This is a genomic window from Streptomyces sp. NPDC048484 (assembly GCF_040651415.1).
Classification (GTDB): domain Bacteria; phylum Actinomycetota; class Actinomycetes; order Streptomycetales; family Streptomycetaceae; genus Streptomyces.
Map to the genome: position 1 here is coordinate 160,506 of NZ_JBEZJY010000015.1, position 18,685 is coordinate 179,190.

17 protein-coding genes and 1 pseudogene are annotated in these 18,685 nt (G+C 69.8%); 8 read left to right on the plus strand and 10 right to left on the minus strand.

Annotated features, from left to right (window positions below; genetic code table 11):
* The first annotated feature begins 1 nt into the window (after nt 1).
* The 3 genes from AB0D14_RS17450 to AB0D14_RS17460 all read left to right on the plus strand — a co-directional run bounded on the left by AB0D14_RS17450 (nt 2) and on the right by AB0D14_RS17460 (nt 3,174).
* Nucleotides 2-1,243, plus strand: coding sequence for a helix-turn-helix domain-containing protein (locus AB0D14_RS17450; protein ID WP_362779632.1), 1,242 nt, complete (start codon nt 2-4; stop codon nt 1,241-1,243).
* 204 nt (nt 1,244-1,447) lie between these two features.
* Nucleotides 1,448-2,221, plus strand: coding sequence for an IclR family transcriptional regulator (locus tag AB0D14_RS17455; RefSeq protein WP_362779634.1), 774 nt, complete (start codon nt 1,448-1,450; stop codon nt 2,219-2,221).
* Nucleotides 2,218-3,174, plus strand: coding sequence for an SMP-30/gluconolactonase/LRE family protein (locus AB0D14_RS17460; RefSeq protein ID WP_362779637.1), 957 nt, complete (start codon nt 2,218-2,220; stop codon nt 3,172-3,174). The genes AB0D14_RS17455 and AB0D14_RS17460 overlap by 4 nt, the downstream gene beginning before the upstream one ends.
* Before the next feature lie 180 nt (nt 3,175-3,354).
* Here AB0D14_RS17460 and AB0D14_RS17465 read toward each other — a convergent pair whose 3' ends face one another.
* Nucleotides 3,355-4,635, minus strand: a complete 1,281-nt coding sequence (locus AB0D14_RS17465) for a transposase (RefSeq protein ID WP_362779638.1) — start codon at nt 4,633-4,635, stop codon at nt 3,355-3,357.
* A 361-nt stretch (nt 4,636-4,996) separates the two neighbouring features.
* Between AB0D14_RS17465 and AB0D14_RS17470 the strand changes: the two genes are divergently transcribed.
* On the plus strand, nt 4,997-6,514 hold the full coding sequence (locus AB0D14_RS17470) for an alpha-N-arabinofuranosidase (RefSeq protein WP_362779640.1): 1,518 nt from the start codon (nt 4,997-4,999) through the stop codon (nt 6,512-6,514).
* A 214-nt stretch (nt 6,515-6,728) separates the two neighbouring features.
* On the opposite strand, the gene AB0D14_RS17475 is transcribed toward AB0D14_RS17470, so the two are convergent.
* From AB0D14_RS17475 to AB0D14_RS17490, 4 genes are read right to left on the minus strand one after another with little or no spacing between them, the layout of a single operon-like run.
* Nucleotides 6,729-7,244, minus strand: a complete 516-nt coding sequence (locus AB0D14_RS17475; RefSeq protein ID WP_362779643.1) for an N-acetyltransferase family protein — start codon at nt 7,242-7,244, stop codon at nt 6,729-6,731.
* Nucleotides 7,241-7,654 (minus strand): arsenate reductase ArsC, encoded by a 414-nt coding sequence (locus AB0D14_RS17480; protein WP_362779645.1) that lies wholly within the window; start codon nt 7,652-7,654, stop codon nt 7,241-7,243. Before AB0D14_RS17480 ends, AB0D14_RS17475 begins: the two co-directional genes overlap by 4 nt.
* The gene (arsB, locus tag AB0D14_RS17485) at nt 7,647-8,753 is read right to left on the minus strand and encodes an ACR3 family arsenite efflux transporter (RefSeq protein WP_362779717.1); all 1,107 of its coding nucleotides are present in this window, start codon (nt 8,751-8,753) and stop codon (nt 7,647-7,649) included. Before arsB ends, AB0D14_RS17480 begins: the two co-directional genes overlap by 8 nt.
* A gap of 14 nt (nt 8,754-8,767) precedes the next feature.
* On the minus strand, nt 8,768-9,169 hold the full coding sequence (locus AB0D14_RS17490; RefSeq protein WP_362779647.1) for a metalloregulator ArsR/SmtB family transcription factor: 402 nt from the start codon (nt 9,167-9,169) through the stop codon (nt 8,768-8,770).
* A gap of 80 nt (nt 9,170-9,249) precedes the next feature.
* Here AB0D14_RS17490 and AB0D14_RS17495 point away from each other — a divergent pair, with 80 nt between their 5' ends.
* Complete coding sequence (locus AB0D14_RS17495) at nt 9,250-9,720, plus strand: ArsI/CadI family heavy metal resistance metalloenzyme (protein WP_362779650.1); 471 nt, start codon at nt 9,250-9,252, stop codon at nt 9,718-9,720.
* A gap of 226 nt (nt 9,721-9,946) precedes the next feature.
* Here the strand turns inward: AB0D14_RS17495 and AB0D14_RS17500 are convergent.
* The 3 genes and pseudogenes from AB0D14_RS17500 to AB0D14_RS17510 form a co-directional block, all read right to left on the minus strand.
* Nucleotides 9,947-10,294, minus strand: a pseudogene (locus AB0D14_RS17500) (GNAT family N-acetyltransferase); the annotation flags it as partial.
* 70 nt (nt 10,295-10,364) lie between these two features.
* A complete protein-coding gene (locus AB0D14_RS17505) occupies nt 10,365-11,885 on the minus strand; it encodes a helix-turn-helix domain-containing protein (protein ID WP_362779653.1) in 1,521 nt (506 codons plus the stop codon).
* A gap of 83 nt (nt 11,886-11,968) precedes the next feature.
* On the minus strand, nt 11,969-12,874 hold the full coding sequence (locus AB0D14_RS17510) for a LysR family transcriptional regulator (RefSeq protein ID WP_362779655.1): 906 nt from the start codon (nt 12,872-12,874) through the stop codon (nt 11,969-11,971).
* Nucleotides 12,875-12,993: 119 nt separating this feature from the next.
* Between AB0D14_RS17510 and AB0D14_RS17515 the strand changes: the two genes are divergently transcribed.
* Complete coding sequence (locus AB0D14_RS17515; protein WP_362779657.1) at nt 12,994-13,233, plus strand: hypothetical protein; 240 nt, start codon at nt 12,994-12,996, stop codon at nt 13,231-13,233.
* A 152-nt stretch (nt 13,234-13,385) separates the two neighbouring features.
* Here the strand turns inward: AB0D14_RS17515 and AB0D14_RS17520 are convergent, their stop codons facing one another.
* Nucleotides 13,386-14,132, minus strand: coding sequence for an intradiol ring-cleavage dioxygenase (locus tag AB0D14_RS17520; protein WP_362779660.1), 747 nt, complete (start codon nt 14,130-14,132; stop codon nt 13,386-13,388).
* 300 nt (nt 14,133-14,432) lie between these two features.
* On the opposite strand from AB0D14_RS17520, the gene AB0D14_RS17525 reads away from it, so the two are divergent.
* Nucleotides 14,433-15,410, plus strand: a complete 978-nt coding sequence (locus AB0D14_RS17525) for an arabinan endo-1,5-alpha-L-arabinosidase (RefSeq protein ID WP_362779662.1) — start codon at nt 14,433-14,435, stop codon at nt 15,408-15,410.
* The gene (locus tag AB0D14_RS17530) at nt 15,392-16,825 is read left to right on the plus strand and encodes a family 43 glycosylhydrolase (protein ID WP_362779665.1); all 1,434 of its coding nucleotides are present in this window, start codon (nt 15,392-15,394) and stop codon (nt 16,823-16,825) included. The genes AB0D14_RS17525 and AB0D14_RS17530 overlap by 19 nt, the downstream gene beginning before the upstream one ends.
* Nucleotides 16,826-16,933: 108 nt before the next feature.
* Here AB0D14_RS17530 and AB0D14_RS17535 read toward each other — a convergent pair whose 3' ends face one another.
* Nucleotides 16,934-18,628, minus strand: coding sequence for a histidinol-phosphate transaminase (locus AB0D14_RS17535; RefSeq protein WP_362779669.1), 1,695 nt, complete (start codon nt 18,626-18,628; stop codon nt 16,934-16,936).
* Between the last annotated feature and the right edge of the window lie 57 nt (nt 18,629-18,685).

Below are 18,685 nucleotides of genomic sequence, written 5' to 3' on the forward strand. Positions count from 1 at the left end.
CATGGCTCTTCGGCAAGGCCCCGTCACCGTGCGCTCGGCCTGGCACGACGTACCGCCCCTCCAGGTGCGGCAGTTCGCCGCGCTCGCGATGGCCGAGGCACCCGTGCTCGCCCAGGAGATCCTTCAGGAGATACGGCACGAGTACCCTCACCTGCCCGTCGTGCTCGACGACTCCGGCGAACCGATGGCGCTGGTCGGGATCCGCCGCGCCATCGAGGTGTTCGTCCAGCACCTGGAGACCGCCGAGGGCCGGCCGCGCGTGCACCCCGAGGTCTTCCAGGAGTTCGGCCGCGGCGAGGAGCTGAGCGGCCGCAGCCTCGACGCGCTCCAGGCGATCTACCGGCTCGGCGTACGGCTTGCCTGGCGCCGTTTCGCCGAGATAGGACAGCGCGTGGAGATCCCGCCGCCCGCGATGTACGAACTGGTCGACGCCGGATACGAGTACCTGGACGGACTGGTCGACCAGTCCGTGCGCGGCTATGCCGAGGCCGCCGCCCGGCAGGCCGGGGAGCGGTTGCGCCTGCAGCGCGGGCTGATGGAACTGCTGCTCGCCGAGCACCACCGGGGCGAACCGGCCGGGGCGCTCTCCGAACGGGCCGCGCGGATCGGCTGGCCGCTGCCCGTCAAGGTCGCGGTCGGCGTACTGCTGCGGCCCGCCCGCGAGGCCGTCGCCCCCGCCGTGAGCCAGGGCGTACTGCTGGACATGGAGTACGAGCAGCCCCGCATGGTCATCCCCGAACCCGACGCAGCCGGGCGCCCCGAACTGCTGCACCGGGCGCTGACGGGCTGGGCGGGCGCGATCGGCCCGCCCGTGCCGCTGTCCGACGCGGCGAAGTCGCTGCGCTGGGCCGAGGCGGCGGTACGGCTGATGGAGCGCGGCCTGCTGCCTGCGGGAGAGGTGCTGTACTGCACCGAGCACACCGAGGCGCTGGTCCTGCTGCAGCCCGAGGAGCTGATCGACGACCTGGCCCTGCGGTGTCTGGAGCCGCTCGCCCACTGCGGTCCCACGCACGGGCGGCGGCTCGCGGAGACCCTGCTGGCCTGGCTGGAGACCCGGGGCGGCGCTCCCGAGGTGGCCGCCCGGTTAGGGGTCCACCCGCAGACCGTGCGGTATCGCCTTCGGCAGATCCGCGAACTCTGGGGGGACGAGGTCGACGATCCCGACCGGCGCTTCGAGCTGGAACTGGTACTGAGGGCCCAGCGGCTACGGGGCGAACTGGGCGATCCGCGCGCCCGGCGCTGAGAGGCGGACCGGGCGATCCGCGAGCCGGCACTGAGCGACGAACCGGGTGAACCGGGCGAACCGGGCGGGCCGCGCGCCGGTGCTGAGCCACGGACTCCGCTACCCCTTCGGCACGCCCATTGCCCGGCGTAACCGGTTTGAGTAGCCTGTGTTCGCTATGCCGATCGGCTGTTGAAATTTCGAACACAAGGGAGGGGGCCAGTTGTGGGACGCCTCGTACCTGCCGTAACCAGGGCTCTCGACATACTCGAGCTCTTCCTCGACGGGGACGGCACGCTCTCCGCCCCCGACATCGTGCGCCGGCTCCAGCTGCCGCGCACCACCGTGCACGAACTGGTGACGACCCTGGCTGCCCGGTCGTACATCACGCCCGTACCGGGTCAGCCCGGACGTTACCGGCTCGGCGTGCGGCCGTACCAGCTCGGCAGTCGCTACTCCGAGCAGCTGGACCTCGCCGCCGAGGGGCAGCAGGTCGCCCGGTCCGTCGCGGAGACCTGCGACGAGACCGTGCACGTGGCGATCCTGGAGGGCACGGACGTCATCTACATCGCCAAGGTCGACTCCACGCACGCCGTGCGCATGGTGTCGGCCGCGGGCCGCCGGCTCCCCGCCCACTGCACCTCCGTGGGCAAGATGCTGCTCGCCTCGCTGTCCGAGCCCGAGCTGACCTCGCGGATCCCCGCCGACGCCGACCTGATCCGGATGACGCCGAACAGCATCACCGAGCCGGCCGCCCTGCGGGAGGCCCTCGCCGGGATCCGCGCCCGCGGCATCGCGGTGGAGAGCCGCGAGTCGAACCCCGACGTCAGCTGTGTCGCCGCGCCGGTGCGCGACCGCACGGGCCAGGTCGTGTCCGCGCTCTCCATCTCCGTACCGATGATCCGCTGGAGCGAGGACCGCCGGGTGGAGCTGGAGCAGCTCGCCGCCAAGGGCGCGGCCGAGCTGTCGGAGCGGCTCGGATACCGGAGCGTGGGATGACACGGACGCACGCGTACGAAGTGGCCGTCCGGGCGGAGGCGGCCCTCGGTGAGGGTCCCACCTGGGACGTCGACGCCCAGCGGCTGATCTGGATCGACATCCTCGGATCCCGGGTGTTCACGTACGCCCCGGTCTCCGGGCGGCGCACGGTCATGGCCACCGAGCAGCACGTGGGCGCCGCCAAGCCGCGGGCGGGCGGCGGCCTGGTCGTCAACCTCCGCGACGGAGTGGGCCTCTACGGCCCGGGTTCCGTCGATGGCTCCGGCGGCTCGGAGCCATCGGCCGACTCGGAGCCCTCAGCAGGTTCGGAGCCCTCAGCGGGCTCGGCGGAGGCATTCTCGGGCGGCGCCGAGGATTTCCGGTGGCTGCACCGTGAGGTCGTCCCCGGCCGCCGGGCCAACGACGCGGCGGTCGCGCCCGACGGCGCCCTGTGGGTGGGCACCATGCGTTACGACGAGGCGCCGGGCGGCGGCTCGCTCTCCCGGGTCGCCCCCGACGGCACGGTGGGAGTCGTCCTCGACGACGTGGCGGTGAGCAACGGCACGGGCTGGAGCCCCGACGGCCGCCTCATGTACTACATCGACTCGCCGACGCGCCGGATCGACGTCTTCGACTTCGACGGCCAACAGATCGCCAACAGGCGCCAGTTGGCCGTGATCGAGGAAGGCGACGGCTTCCCCGACGGGCTCACCGTCGACGCCGAGGGCTGCGTCTGGGTCGCCCTCTGGGAGGGGGGTGCGGTCCGCCGCTACACCCCCTCCGGTGCGCTGGACCGCGTGGTGGAACTGCCCGTACCGCGGCCCACGGCCTGCGCTTTCGGCGGCGCCGACCTGACCGACCTGTACATCACGACCGCCCGTACGGGCCTGGAGGCGCCGCACCCGCTCGCCGGCTCGGTGCTCGTCGTCCCCGGCGCGGGCAAGGGCCTGCCCCAGCCTCCGTTCGCGGGCTGACAGCGCGCAACACCCTGAGGCCCTCGTCTGCTCTGCAGGCGAGGGTCGCTGTTTTCGCGCAAACATTGACGAGTAAGCGCTTCCTACTTACGGTCCGTTCGAAGTTACGAGCATCCACCGAAATCTCGAACAGTCGAACAGGTAGATGGCCGAAGGCCGGATAGTCGGACACTCGAACAGTTAGGGCAGGGCATGGGACGACCTGGCGCCAACTACCTGTCGCTGAAGCGACGGGCTTGCAGAGCGGGCGCCACTGGGTGTGGTGCTGCGCTTGCGTCCTGTCCCACGCCCGGGTTCGCGGGGTGGGTCTGGGGCGGTTGGCTGCGCCCCGCGTCGCCACAACTCTTCCGCGCGAGCACGGATGTTGCGGGAGCTGTTGCGGTCTGCGTGATCAACGAATCCGCAGGACCTGCACGCGAACCACGCCTGGGAGACGCGGTTCGCCTTGTCTACGTGGCCGCATTCGGCGCAGGTGCGGGAGGTGTAGGCCGGATCGACGTACACCACCGGCACCCCGGCCTTCTTGGCCTTGTATGCGATGAACTGCCCCAGCTGGGCGAAGCTCCAGCTGGAGTGGGTGGCCCGTTGGGGCTTGCGAAGCCGTACCCGTTCACGGATGCCCGTCAGTTCTTCGAGGGCGATTCCGCGTCCGGTGCGTTCTGCCTCGGCCACCACATGTTTCGCGATCTTGTGGTTGATGTCCTTCGCCCGCCGTGCTTCCTTGCGCCTGCGCTTCTTCAGCCGGCGCTTGGCGGACGGGGTGTTCTTACGTTGCAGCTTGGCGCGCAGGGTGCGTTCGCGCAGCCGCCCCCGGTTCAGGGCGCGGCCTGCCATGATCTCGCCGTCCGAGGTGGTGGCGATGTTCACGATCCCCAGGCCGATGCCCAGGAAGCCGTCCGGCTCCGCGTTCGGTTCGGTTTCGGGGATCTCGCAGGTGGCGTTCAACAACCACATGCCGTCGCGGTACAGCAGGTCGGACTCGCCCCTGCGGTACAGGGCCAGACGGGCCAGGTGTTCAGGGGAGGCGGTGAACGCCACTCCCTTCATCCGCCCGGACAGGGTCCAGATCGAGACGGTCCGCTCCGTGATCTGCCAGGACAGCATCCGGTCGTCGTAGGGCTGTGCGCCCTCGGGCCGGAAGGCGACCGGCTTTTCGGCGGCCCGCCGGCACCGCTTGGACCACGGTTTGCCCAGATTCCCGGCCTTCAGATTCGCCTTCAGCGTGGTGTAGGCGTCACAGGTCTTCTTCACCACGTGCTGGGTGGCCTGCGAGCCGAGCCCCCACCGCTGCTTGATCTCGGTGTAGGTGTGCTCGCGCAGCGCGAAGTTCCGCTTCACATCCTTGGCGAAGGCCACCTCGGACGCCCAGGTGGCGGCCTCGTTGCAGGCGTGCAGGGTCGCCTCAAGTGCCACCGCCTGTACGGGCGTCGGCAGGAGTTTGACCTGCACGGTGAGTTTCACGGACCCGACGCTACGCAGCCGTCCGCACAAGCGGGCACCTCTCGCACAACCGACCACGAAATAGTGATCACTCGCTCACGCGTTCCCTTTCGTCCGGCTCCGCCGGACAGCACTACGGGCGCTCCGCACCCAAACCCCTGGATGCTGCGACGCTCCGCGTCGCCACCACACGACGCGATTCCTCCCCGGCGTAAACACCTGGAGCTCCTCGCAAGAATCTCGCTGAATCGCAGGCAGCTCCTGGCGGGACTGAGTGGGCTGACGGTCGCGGGAAGCCTCGGATTCGCACAAGTCCTACGCCATGCTCGTCGTCTGCCCCCTGTGGTAGATCCGCCCCTCACCGAAAGGCGAACAAGGCACCATGCACAACAAGGCCCGCTTCACCCTCGACCCTGCTTTCACGGTCGGCGAGGTCAACCCCCGCCTCTTCGGCTCGTTCGTAGAACACCTGGGCCGCTGCGTCTACACCGGCATCTTCGAGCCGGAGCACCCCACCGCCGACGAGGCCGGCCTCCGCCAGGACGTTCTCGACCTGGTCAGGGAACTCGGCGTCACCACCATCCGCTACCCCGGCGGCAACTTCGTCTCGGGCTACAAGTGGGAGGACTCCGTCGGCCCGGCCGAGGGCCGCCCCCGCCGCCTCGACCTGGCCTGGCACTCCACGGAGACGAACCGTTTCGGTCTCTCGGAGTACATCGGCTTCCTGAAGAAGGTCGGCCCGCAGGCCGAGCCGATGATGGCCGTCAACCTCGGCACCCGCGGTGTCGCCGAGGCCCTGGAACTCCAGGAGTACGCCAACCACCCCGCCGGCACCGCCCTGTCCGACCTCCGGGCCTCCCACGGTGACAAGGACCCCTTCGGCATCCGGCTGTGGTGCCTGGGCAACGAGATGGACGGCCCCTGGCAGACCGGCCACAAGACCGCCGAGGAGTACGGCCGGATCGCCGCCGAGACCGCCCGCGCCATGCGCCAGCAGGACCCCGGCGTCGAACTGGTCGCCTGCGGCTCCTCCGGCCAGTCCATGGAGACCTTCGCCGAGTGGGAGGCGACGGTCCTGAAGGAGACGTACGACCTCGTCGACCACATCTCCCTGCACGCCTACTACGAACCGGTCGACGGCGACGTCGACTCCTTCCTCGCCTCCGCCGTCGACATGGAGTCCTTCATCGAGAACGTGGTCGCCACCTGCGACCACGTGGGCGCGCGGCTGAAGTCGAAGAAGAGGATCAACCTCTCCTTCGACGAGTGGAACGTCTGGTACCTCTCCCGCTGGCACGAGAAGGCGACGACGTTCGAGCAGGACGACTGGCCCGAGGCGCCGCGCCTCCTGGAGGACAACTACAACGTCACCGACGCCGTCGTCTTCGGCTCGCTGCTCATCGCGCTGCTGCGGCACGCGGACCGCGTGACCGTCGCGTGCCTCGCTCAGCTCGTCAACGTCATCGCGCCGATCATGACCGAGCCGGGCGGCCCGGCCTGGCGCCAGACGACCTTCTTCCCGTTCTCCCAGGCCTCGCGGTACGGGCGCGGCCAGGTCCTCGACGTACGCGTCGACTCACCGACGTACGAGACCAAGAAGTACGGCGAGGCCGACCTGCTGCATGCCACCGCCGTGCGCGCCGAGGACGGCTCGGTCACCGTCTTCGCCGTCAACCGCAGCCGGACCGACGCGCTGCCGCTGGAAGTCTCCCTCGGCTCGCTCGGCCTGACGGCCGTCGTGGAGCACAGCGCGCTGTCCGACGCGGACCCGGACGCCCGCAACACCCTCGACGACCCGGAGCGGGTCGTCCCGCACGACGTCACGGGAACCACGCTCCAGGACGGCAGGCTCACGGCCACCCTGGAACCACTCTCCTGGAACATGATCCGGCTGACCTGACCTGACCTGACCTGACCTGACCTGACCTGACCTGACCTGACCTGACCTGACCTGCTGAGAAGCCGTATCTCAACCGTTCGTGGTCGGGTGAGATACGGCTTCCATGTGTCTGCGTGTCTGCGTGTCCGCTCAGGTCTCGCTCGCGGTGTCGTCGCCGGGGCCGTCCTCCCAGTGAGGATGAGGCCTGTGGTGGACCGGGCGACCATGGTCGGGCTCAGCTGATGGTCGGGCTGCGGCGTTCGACGAGGGTGACGTCACGCCACTGGCCGTGGTGGAGGCCGATGCGCTCGCGGGTGCCGATGACGCGGAATCCGGCCTTGTGGTGCAGGGCGAGACTGGCTGTGTTCTCGGGGAAGATCCCGGATTGCACCGTCCAGATTCCGGCGGCGTCGGTAGAGGCCAGCAGTGCGGTCAGCAGGGTGAGCCCCACGCCGCGGCCGCGGGCTTCGGGGCTGACATAGACGGAGTGCTCGACCACTCCGGCGTACGCGCAGCGGTCGGATACCGGCACCACTGCGGCCCAGCCCAGGACGCGCTCCTTCTCGTCGAGGGCGACCAGACGGTGCTCGGGCAGCTTGGCCGCGTCGAACCTCTCCCAGTCGGGGGCGGCGGTCTCGAAGGTGGCGTCGCCCTCGTCGATGCCGAACTGATAGATCGCCAGAACCTGTTCGGCGTGCTCAGGCTGCATCGTCGTGATGTGTTCGCCGGTGGCCGGTGCGGCGGCGGTCATGCCGTCTCGATGCCGAGTTCGGCGAGCAGGCCACGGACGCGCCGCTCGATCTCGTCGCGGATGGGTCGGACTGCTCCGACGCCTTGTCCTGCGGGGTCGTCGAGCTTCCAGTCGAGGTACGTCTTGCCGGGGAAGACGGGGCAGGTGTCGCCGCAGCCCATGGTGATCACCACGTCGGACGCCTGCACCGCTTCCACGGTCAGTACCTTCGGCGTCTCGGCGGACATGTCGATGTCGGCCTCCGCCATGGCCCGGACGGCGGCCGGGTTCACGGTGTCGGCCGGTGCGGACCCGGCGGAGCGGACCTCGACCCGGCCCTCGGAGAGGTGGGTGAGGAAGGCGGCGGCCATCTGCGAGCGGCCGGCGTTGTGGACACACACGAACAGCACGGACGGCTTGGACTCAGACACGGGCGGAACCTTCCGGGGAGACGGCAGGTCCGGCCGTCGGCGTGAGGTGAGGGAAGAAACGGCGGGCGGCCAGGGCGACGTAGACCAGGCCGATCAGGACCGGCACCTCGATGAGTGGGCCGACGACTCCCGCGAGGGCCTGCCCGGAGGTGGCGCCGAAGGTGGCGATGGCGACCGCGATGGCGAGTTCGAAGTTGTTGCCCGCCGCGGTGAACGCCAGCGTCGTAGCCTTCGGGTAGTCCAGGCCGACCGCGCGGCCGGCGGCCATGGACCCGGCCCACATCACGGCGAAGTACACCAGCAGCGGCAGCGCGATCCGTACGACGTCCAGAGGCTTGGAGGTGATGGCGTCGCCCTGGAGGGCGAACAGCACGACGATGGTGAACAGCAGCCCGTACAAGGCGAACGGGCCGATACGCGGGATCAGCGTCGTCTCGTACCACGTGCGGCCCCTCGCCTTCTCGCCCAGGCGGCGGGTGAGGAACCCGGCCAGCAGGGGGATGCCGAGGAAGATCAGGACGGAGCGGGCGATCTCCCACACCGACACGTCGAGTGCCGTCTGTTCCAGGCCGAGCCAGCCGGGCAGCACGTGCAGGTAGAACCAGCCCAGCGCGGCGAACGCGATCACCTGGAAGACGGAGTTGAGGGCGACGAGCACGGCGGCGGCTTCGCGGTCGCCGCAGGCGAGGTCGTTCCAGATGATGACCATGGCGATACAGCGGGCCAGGCCGACGATGATCAGGCCGGTGCGGTACTCGGGCAGGTCCGGCAGGAAGAGCCAGGCGAGGGCGAACATCAGGGCCGGGCCGACGACCCAGTTCAGGACCAGGGACGGGATGAGCAGGCGCCGGTCGCGGGTGACGGTGTCCAGACGGTCGTAGCGGACCTTCGCCAGGACCGGGTACATCATCACGAGCAGGCCGAGCGCGATCGGCAGCGAGATGCCGGTGACGGTGACCTTTGCGAGCGCGTCCCCCAGGCCGGGCACGAGGCGGCCCAGGCCGAGGCCGGCGGCCATCGCGAGCAGAATCCACACGGCGAGGAAGCGGTCCAGGAACGACAGCCGACCGGCCACCGGGCCCGCGGGCGCTGCTGTGATGGTGGTGTCGACGCTCACGAGACGGCTCCGACGGGCGCGGTCTCGGCGAGCGGTTGCCCGGCAGGGCGGGTGAGGATCGCGGCCAGGCGGTCGGTCGTCTGCGGCAGCAGCCGGTAGTACACCCACGTTCCGCGCCGCTCGGAGTCGATGAGCCCGGCCTGCTTCAGCTGTTTGAGGTGGTGGGAGATGGTCGGCTGCGACAGATCGAAGGCCGGGGTGAGGTCGCAGACGCAGACCTCCCCGCCGGCGCGGGAGGCGATCATCGACAGCAGCCGCAGTCGTACCGGGTCGCCCAGCGCCTTGAACACCTTCGCCAGCTCGGTGGCCTGGTCCTCGTCCAGTGGGGCGGTCAGCAGCGCGGGGCAGCATCCTTCGGCGCCGTCCTGGCCGATCACCACAAGCTCTTGTTTCGACATACTTCTATGTTGACGTTATTCGATCCAAGGCGCAAGGTTGCATCGACAGGCATCAATACAACCCGATCGGGGAGACCGCCATGTCCCGTGCTCAGCTCGCGCTCAACGTCGCCGACCTCGAAGCGTCGGTCGCCTTCTATTCCAAACTGTTCGGCGCCGAACCCGCCAAGCGGCGCCCCGGCTACGCGAACTTCGCGATCACCACCCCGCCGCTCAAGCTCGTCCTCATCGAGGGCGAGCCGGGCCAGGAGACCCGCCTGGACCACCTCGGCGTCGAGGTCGACACCACCGACGAGGTCACCGCCGCCACGACCCGGCTCAAGGACGCGGGCCTCGCGACGTTCGAGGAGAACGACACCTCCTGCTGCTACGCCCTCCAGGACAAGGTATGGGTCCACGGCCCCGGCAAGGAGCCGTGGGAGGTCTACGTCGTCAAGGCCGACGCCGACCAGCTGGGCAAGAGCGCCGCCCTGGACGGCGACGCCTGCTGCTCCGGGCAGAACGAAACCGCCGAAGTCGCGGCGCCTGCGGGCTGCGCCTGCGGCAGTTGAGGCACTCCGCGCAGGAACTCGCCGCGATTTCCGTACCCTCGACCGGGTCGGCCGCCTGGTAGGCAAGGAAGGCGAGGGTGTTGCCCAGGAGATCGCTGTCGTAGGTGGCGCCCCCGCTCAGCACGATCTCGCCCGGCCAACCCGGCATGCGGGTACCTGGTCTGCCGTCCTCCGGGCGCAGCGGCGCTGTATCGGCTGGCACCTTGGGGCGATCGAGATCCGGCTGCTACGCCTGTCTGGTGTGGCTGAAGCCGAGGGAGGTCAGTCCTTCGGTTTGGCACAGCATGTCGGAGGGACCGCCGACCTCGGTCTGGAGGAGCTGGTAGGCGGCGCCGTGGGACTGGCCCCAGTGCATCGCGGTCCGCCAGAGGACGCGGCCCAGGTTCTGTCCTCGGGCCTCGGGCAGGACGGCGAAGTACTGGGGCAGGAGCTGGGGGCATCCGATCGCGTCGGGGCGTACTTCCATGGGGCCGATCGCGCCCACGATGCGGTTCTCGACGGCGGCGGCGAGGACCGGGCCGCACCGGCCGGCCTGCATCTGGGTGTGGAGGAAGGCCAGTCCATCGGCGGCCATGGCCGTAGCGGGGTTTCGGGGTCGCGGCGAATGACCTCCCCCGTGGGCCATTCGCCGCGCACTGTGCACGTTAAGAGGCGACATCCGTCGACGACCACCGTGCACACTGGCCAAATTCGGTGGGCGGCTGTGCACGCTGCGCACCTGTCACGTGCAGGGCGTGCACGATGTCGTGAATGCCCGAGCCGGTGGTCAGCAGGTCCCGGTTGAGGAGATGTTCGGCGGCGCGCAGGTGGGCGCGGACGGTGTTGCGGCTCAGGCCCAGGTGGGCGGCGGTGCGCTGGGCGTCCGTGTTGGCGTCGATCCAGGCCCCGACGGTGGCGTACAGGTTCGGGTGCCGGGTGTCGCGCAGGGGGCGGAGGAACGTCTCCGCCCAGGTGACGGCGGGCGTGCCCTGCAGGAGTTCCCCGAGAGGTGGCGCGACCTGGGTGTCGGCGACGGCGAGGTCGGGCTGGAGGGCGGACAGGGACAGGGCCAGGTCGAGCGTGGCCCGGACACGGACCTCGCCGAGATCGATCTCCAGCGCCGCCTCCGCCCGGCGGCAGTGGGCCGCGACGGTGGTGCGGCTGAGGTGCAGCAGGCGGGCCACGGCCGACCGGGGGAACATCGCGATGAGGCGTACGACGTCCACGGTGGGCTTGGGGACGGTGCTCAGCGGCTCCAGGAAGGCGCGCGCCCAGGCGAGGGCCGCGTGCCGGGGCAGTACGTGCACCAGCGAGGGCCGGCCCCGGTAGGCGGCCAGCCGCTCGGGCGAGTTGCGGGCGACGGCGAGCGCGTGCAGGGCCTCGCCGTAGGCCTCGGCCGTGGCGGCGAGGGGATGCGGCCTGCTGACGCCCAGCGCGTACCCGGGATTCTCCCGGACCAGCCGGCGCAGCACCTCTCCGTGCCGGAACCGCCCGCCGAGTTCCGCGTCCTCGGCGACGGGGCAGATCAGGTGCTCCTTGAACGCCGGGCAGTGCACCATCAGGCCCGCGCCGTGATAGCCGGAGGAGTCCAGGTAGGTCCTGGTCAGACGGTCGCGGTCGGCGGGGGTGCAGTGCAGCAGGTGGACCCGCACCCGCTCGGCGCTCAGGATGGGCGGGACGTCGCCGGTGGTCATCCGCCGGGCCATCGTGACGTCACCGGCCATCAGGGCGGTCAGTACCGCGAACCGCACCTGCCGGGCCTTCGCCTCGTACCCGAGTGAGCCGTCGTCGGCCTCCGACGCCCGGCTCAGCAGGTCGATGAGACCGCCGGCCTGCGAGACCAGCGCGGCCGCGTCCCGCGACAGCGCCGACGTGCCGGCGGTCACCAGCACCGGACGCGGCTCGCGCCCGCCGAAGGTTTCGAGGTGCACCTCCAGCTCGCCGACCCGTGTGGTGGCCGCGGCCAGCCGTCCGTCGGTCAGGCGCTCCACGTGCTCCGTCAGCGCGCCCGCCAGTCGCCGGGGAAATCCGGCTGTGGCGGCGCGGACCGCGCCACCGCGCCCGATCCACGCGACCTCCGCGCCGGTCCGCCGGCCGAGCAGCTCCAGCACCTCGGCCGGGCTTCCCTGTCGCCGCACGAGCCGCAGCAGTTCGTCGAGGCCCGCCCCGTGTCCCAGCACCTCCACCGCTCACTCACCTTCCCCGCTCCGCGTACACGGTCCGACAGGGGGACCTTAGTGCGCCCCTCTATGACGTTCCCCTGTGACGTTCACGCCACCGCTGTCGGTGCCAGTTCCCGTAGCTCGTTCAGTGCCGCCGCCACGGCCGGGCGTTCGTGGCCCCCGGCCCGGGTGCAGGTGAGGAGTTTGCGGTGCGGGTCGCCGGTGCACCGGACGCGCGTGATCGGCAGGTGGGGGGTCAGATGGGCGAGCCGGGGGATGAGCGCGACCCCGAGGCCGTGCGCGACGAGGTGGGCCATGACGTTCCAGTCCATCGCCTTGTGGACGACCTCGGGGGTGAAGCCGGCGGCACCGCACGCGGAGAGCACGTGCGGGAGGCAGGGGCTCTCATGGACCGGCGCGATCCAGTCCTCGCGCGCGGCCTCCGCGAGGTCCGTCCGGTCGCGCCCCGCCAGCCGGTGCGTGTTGTGCACGACCAGGTCGAACGGGTCGTCCAGCAGTGGCTGCTGGTCGAAGCGGGCGTCGCCGAGCGGCGGGTTGCGCGGGGTCGCCTCGACGATCGCGAGGTCGGTCCCGCCCTCGAAGAGCAGGTCGAAGCTCTCCAGGACGTCCGCCTCCTGGATCCGGACGGAGAGCCGGGGGTGGCGCTCGCGCAGATGGGCCGCCATCGGGGCGAGCAGCACCGAGACGGCCATCGGGAAGCCGGTCACCCGAAGCAGTCCGGCCGGATCGTCGTGGTCGGCCCGCAGGTCGAGTTCCGCCTGGTCCCAGCGGGCCTGGATCGCGTCCGCGTGGGTGATCAGACTTCGCGCGGCCGGGGTCAGCCGCACCCCGCGCCCCTGCGGTTCCAGTAGATCGACCCGCAGTTCACGGGCGAGCTGGCGGACCTGCTGCGAGGCGGCGGAGGTCGTCAGATGCAGGGCGCGGGCGGCGGCGGTCACCGTGCCGTAGTGCTCGACGGCCCGCAGGACATGAAGCCGGCGCAGATCAATCATGAAGTCCAGGCTTCAAGGTCTGGTCTGGAAAGTCAACCTGGACGTACACAGATGTCCCGTTACACCCTGGGTGTGTCGCGACGGTCCGACCGACCATCCCGCCCAAGGAGGAGTTGAAGATGACCAGCCCCGCCAGCACAGACCACGGCAGGCCCGGCAGGCCCGGCAGCGACGCGTGCCCGCACTGCGGGTGGCCGGACCGTGCCGAGCCCTTCCAGGTGGTGTCCCGGCACGGCACCGCGGGCGGCCACACCGTGTGGACCCGCTGTGTGTGCGGCTCGCTCCAGGTGCGGGTCGTGGACGCCTGCGGCATGCGTGTCCTCAGCCGCAGCGGGGCGGGGTCGGGGACGAGGGGATGAGTTTGCGCCGCGGGCCCGGTGGGGGCTTGTCGCGCAGTTCCCCGCGCCCCTGAAAGGCGGGGCTGCGCCCCTGCCTTTCGTCTTTGGGGGTGCGGGGGAACTGCGCGACAAGCCGCCGCTCGGCCGTGGACGACGATCAGGCGATCAGGCGATCAGCCGGTTTCGACGCCCAGGGTGAGGGTGCCCGCGTAACCCGCCGTCGTCGAACTGCCCAGTGCGGTGAGGGTGAGCAGCCCGGAGGCCGCGCCCCCTTCGTCGTAGATGCCGTCCTGTGCGAGGGTCGTCCGCCGCACCGTGTTGGCCGCGTACACGGGCACCAGCGCCACCTTCTTGGTGATGGTCTCGTCGAAGAACAGCTGCCCGGTGTGCAGCTCCTGGCCGCCCTCGAAGGAACCGTCGGCGGTCAGTGTGACGCCGGTGTGCACCTTCACATGGATGTGGATGCAGCGCCCCACGTACCAGCCGGGGTAGACGGTGGTGATCTTCGCGATGCCGTCGGAGCCCGCCAGGACCCCGCCGCGCAGGAACGTGCCGTTGTCCGGCTCGTCGTGCCCGTTTCCTCCGACGAACCCGGAGTACTCGCCGAGCGCGTCGCAGTGCCAGATCTCCACCAGCGCGTTGCCGAGCGGAGCGCAGGTGTCGTCGTCGACGACGGTGAGGGTGAGCTTCAGCGGAATGCCGGTCTTGTTCTCGTGGATGTCGGCGCGGACCAGTTGTCTGTCCAGGTAGTACGGGCCTTCGGTCATCTCCTTCGTGAGGGTGCAGACGGCCGCGGCGGCCGCCGGTATCTGGTCGGCGGCGGTGGGGGTCTCCTGGACCGTGGCTCCCACGGCCAGTGTCGCCGCGGTGGCGCCCGTGGCGATGAGCAGGGTTCGTCGTCCGATCGATGTGTCTGTCATGAACACGGCACCATAGAAACGGAATCTGTCGAATCGCTGTGCGTTGGGCAAAGTGACGGCTCGTCAAGTCGCTTGTGAGACAGCTGAGCCGTCGAAACACTTTCGACGTTTCCCGGGGCGCGAGGTGCTGTGCGAACCGTTGACGCGCAAGGGGTTCGATTCTACGTTCCCGTTCGAAGCCATGACCGGCGTTCGTGATGTCGAACGGATTGTCTACGTCGTCTCTTCGACCTCTACGGCCGCTACGACCTCTTCGATACTTCGTCTCCCCCCACTCATCCCCTTCGTAGGAGGATCCGCGTGAGCCGCACCTCCAGCGGGACCCGCAGAACAGCACTCCTCGCCGTCCCCGCGGCGATCCTGCTCGCCCTCGTCCCCACCACCGCCTCCGCGTACCCGAATCCGGGCACCGTCACCGGCTCGACCGTCGTCCACGACCCGACGATGATCCGCACCTCCTCCGGCCAGTACCTGCTGTACGCCACCGGCGGCGGCCTCGGCCACAAGACGTCCACCAACCGGATCGCCTTCAGCGCCGGCGCCGACGCCTTCGGTACCAAGCCGAGCTGGTGGTCGGGGTACGCGACCGAGGCCTGGGCGCCCGACATCTCGTACCAGGGCGGCAAGTACCTGATGTACTACGCGGTCTCGACCTTCGGCTCGAACAAGTCGGCCATCGGTCTGGCCGGCTCGACGACCGGACTGCCGGGCTCCTGGAGCGACTACGGGACGGTCTACACGTCCACCACTTCCGGCGACTACAACGCCATCGACCCGAACCTGTTCGTGGACAGCGACGGCAAGTGGTGGCTGTCCTTCGGCAGTTGGTGGACCGGGCTGAAGATGATCCAGATCAACCCGTCCACCGGCAAGCAGCTCTCGTCGAACACCACGCGCTACTCGATCGCGTCCCGCCCGACCGGCACCAAGGCCGTCGAGGCGCCGTCCATCGTCAAACGGAACGGCTACTACTACCTGTTCGCCTCGTACGACACCTGCTGCGCCGGCACCGGTTCCACCTACAAGGTCAAGGTCGGCCGGGCCACCACCGTCACCGGGCCGTACTACGACAAGAGCGGCGTCGCCATGACGAACAACGGCGGCACGCCCGTACTGGAGTCGCACGGCCGGTACATCGGCCCCGGCGGCCAGTCGATCATGGCGGACTCGGACGGCGACCTGATCGTCTACCACTACTACGACGGCCAGGACAACGGCACTCCCAAACTCGGCATCAACCTCCTGAACTGGAGCAGCGGATGGCCCGTCGCCTACTGACCCTGCTGGCCGCGCTCCTGCTCGCCCTGTCTCTCGGCCAGCCGTCGGCGAGCGCGGCCGGTTTCAGCAATCCGGTCAAGTCGGTGAAGGGCGCCGACCCCTGGATCTCGTACCACGACGGCAACTACTACATGGTGACGACGAGCTGGACCGACGTCATCACCATGCGGAAGTCGCCCACCCTCGCCGGGCTCTCGACCGCGCCCAGCGTGCAGGTGTGGAAGGGCGACGCGGCTTCGCGCTGCTGCAACATCTGGGCGCCCGAACTCTTCTACTCCGGCGGCAGGTGGTACCTGTACTTCGTGGCCGGGCAGAACGTCTCCGACTACATCCCGACCCAGCGCACCCACGTCCTGGAGAGCTCCGGCTCCGACCCGATGGGCCCGTACACGTACAAGAACCAGCTCAACAGCGCCTGGATGCTGGATCCGAGCGTGCTGAACGTGAACGGGCAGCTGTATCTGCTGGGCAGCGCGAGCGGCGGGACACAGAACCTCGTCATCGCGCCCCTGTCCAACCCCTACACGCTCAGTGGCTCCTTCTCGACGATCTCCACGCCGACGTACGACTGGGAGAAGTCGGGCGGGACGGTGAACGAGGGGCCCGAAGTACTGCAGCGGGGCGGGGTGACGCGGATCATCTACTCGGCGAGCGGGTGCTGGACGCCCGACTACAAGCTCGGGCAGCTGACGCTGACCGGCTCGAACCCGCTCTCCGCGTCCTCCTGGACGAAGAAGTCCACGCCTGTCTTCCAGCGCAACGACAGCGCCGGGGTGTACGGGCCCGGGCACAACGGGTTCTTCAACTCGCCCGACGGGACCGAGAGCTGGATCGTCTACCACGCCAACGACAGCGCGAGCGACGGCTGCGACAACGGGCGGACCACGCGGGCCCAGAAGTTCACCTGGAACGCGGACGGGTCGCCGAACCTCGGTACGCCGGTCGCGCTCGGCGCGAGTCTGGCCGGGCCGTCGGGGGAGCCTTCGAGTGCGTCGACGACGTACACGCTCACCAACCGCAACAGCGGTAAGTGCCTTGAGGTGGCGGGAGGTTCGAGTGCCGACGGGGCCAACGTCCAGCAGTACGCCTGCAACGGCGGGAACCACCAGAAGTGGCGGGTGGAGGACCGGGGCGACGATACGAGCCGGCTGGTGAATGTGGCGTCCGGCAAGGTGCTGGACACGGCCGGCTGCTCGTCCGCCGACGGGGCGGACCTACGGCAGTGGGCCTGGCTCGACAACACCTGCCAGCGGTTCCGGTTCCTGACCACGAGCGGGGGTTACGTGCGGGTGGTGAACCAGGCCACCGGGAAGGTGGCGGACGTCGCCGACTGCTCTGCCGCGGACGGGGCCGATGTCCGCCAGTGGACCTGGCTGAACAACACGTGCCAGCAGTGGCGCTTCAACGCGGCCTGACACGGTCCCCGCGCCTCAAGGGGCGCGGGGAACTGCGCGATCTTTTGCCATAAGCCCCACCGGGGGTCAGCCGGGGTTCGACCAGGAACCAGTGGGGGACCGACCGGGTCAGCCGACGCCGGCCGCAGGCCACCCCGCGCCGTTGGACGCAGGGGCCGTGTTAGGCCAGCCGGTGGGCTGCTGCGGCACGGGCTGCTGGGGCACAGGCACAGGCACAGGCACCGGTTGCGGCATCGCCTGGGGCTGCTGCGGGAACCCCTGTTGCGGGAACCCTTGCTGTGGGAACCCCTGGGGCTGGCCCTGGGCGGCCACGGCGGTCAGCCCACCGGGCATGCCCGTCGTGCCGCGGGTCTGGGCCGCGGTCAGCGGCTGCGGTTGCCCGACCATCCCGTTCGCCGCGGCGACCAGCGGCTGTGGCTGCTGCTGCGGCTGCCGGGGCTGCTGCCGGGGCTGCTGCCGGGGTTGCTGGGGCTGCTGGGGCTGCCCGGCCATTCCGCCCCAGCCCCCGCCGGCGGTCAGCGGCTGGGGCTGCTGCTGCTGCGGTTGCGGTTGCGGTTGCCCGACCATCCCGTTCGCCGAGGCGGCGAGCCCCGGATATCCCTGCCCGTTGGTCGAACCGACGAGCCGGTCGACCGCCGCCGTACCCGAGCTGTAGTTGATGCCTGTGCTCAGCTCGGGCACGGCGGTTCCCCTCCTGGCCCCGTAGAGCACCGATTCCAGGCCGGACACCAGGCGGCGTACGTCCTCCTGGGGGCGCACCACGAGTCGAAGGAAGCGGCTGGACGAACCGATCTTGTTGCCGCACTCACGGACCAGGATCCGGTGCTCGGTGAGCAGCCGGTCCCGGACCACGGTGCCTTCGGCGCCCACGGGGAGGCGCACGAAGAGGAAGTTGCCCTGCGAGGGGTAGACCGTGAGGCCGGGCAGCGTGGAGAGCTGGCGCGCCATGTCGAGCCGGTCGCGGCGCACCATGTGCAGGCTCTCCATGTACTCGGGCCCGTGGTCCTTGAGCATGAACACCACGGTCTCCGCGAAGGCGTTGAGGTTCCACTTCGGCAGCATCGAGCGGATCCTGCCCGCCAGGCCCGGGTTGGCCACCATGTAGCCGAACCGCACGCCGTGCAGACCGAAGTTCTTGCCGAGGCTGCGCAGCACGATGACGTTGGGCCGCATCACCGCCTCGTCGACGACACTCGGCTCGTTCTCCGCGTCGGCGAACTCCAGGAACGACTCGTCGATGACGATGAGGTCCAGATCGGCGAGCGCGTCACAGAAGGCCAGGATCGTCTGCTTGGGCAGGAAACCGCCGTCGGGGTTGTTCGGGTTGCAGATGACGGCCGCGCGGGTGCCACGGGAGCGGATGAACTGGATGTACTGCGCCGGGTCGAGGGCGAAGCCGTTGCTCTCCTGGAGCGGGAACATGTCGACGCGCTTGCCGGTCTCCAGCGGCTGGTCCGTCCAGCGGCCGAAGGTGGGGACGGGGATGGCGAGCGACTCCCGGACCAGCAGGTGGTCGATCCAGGTGATCAGTTCCGTGGACCCGTTGCCCATGGCCACGCACTGCGGCGGCAGTTGGAGCAGGTTGCACAGCTCAGCGGTGATCGTGTCCGCGCTGCTCGGGTAGTACGTGATGATGTCGCGCAGCCGATGGGTCAGCTCGTCGAACATCGCGGGCGTGGGGAAATACGGATTGCACGGGATGCAGAAGTCCAGCGGACCCGCCTCCCCGCTTTCGCGTGCCAGCGTGGCCATCGAGGGGCTGTGCGCGCCGGTGCGGAACAGCGAGGTGACATTGTCGGCCATGGACCCTCCGTCCTTGAGGGGCGGCCCGAGCGGGGATACTCGTGCCGCTCCTTAGTA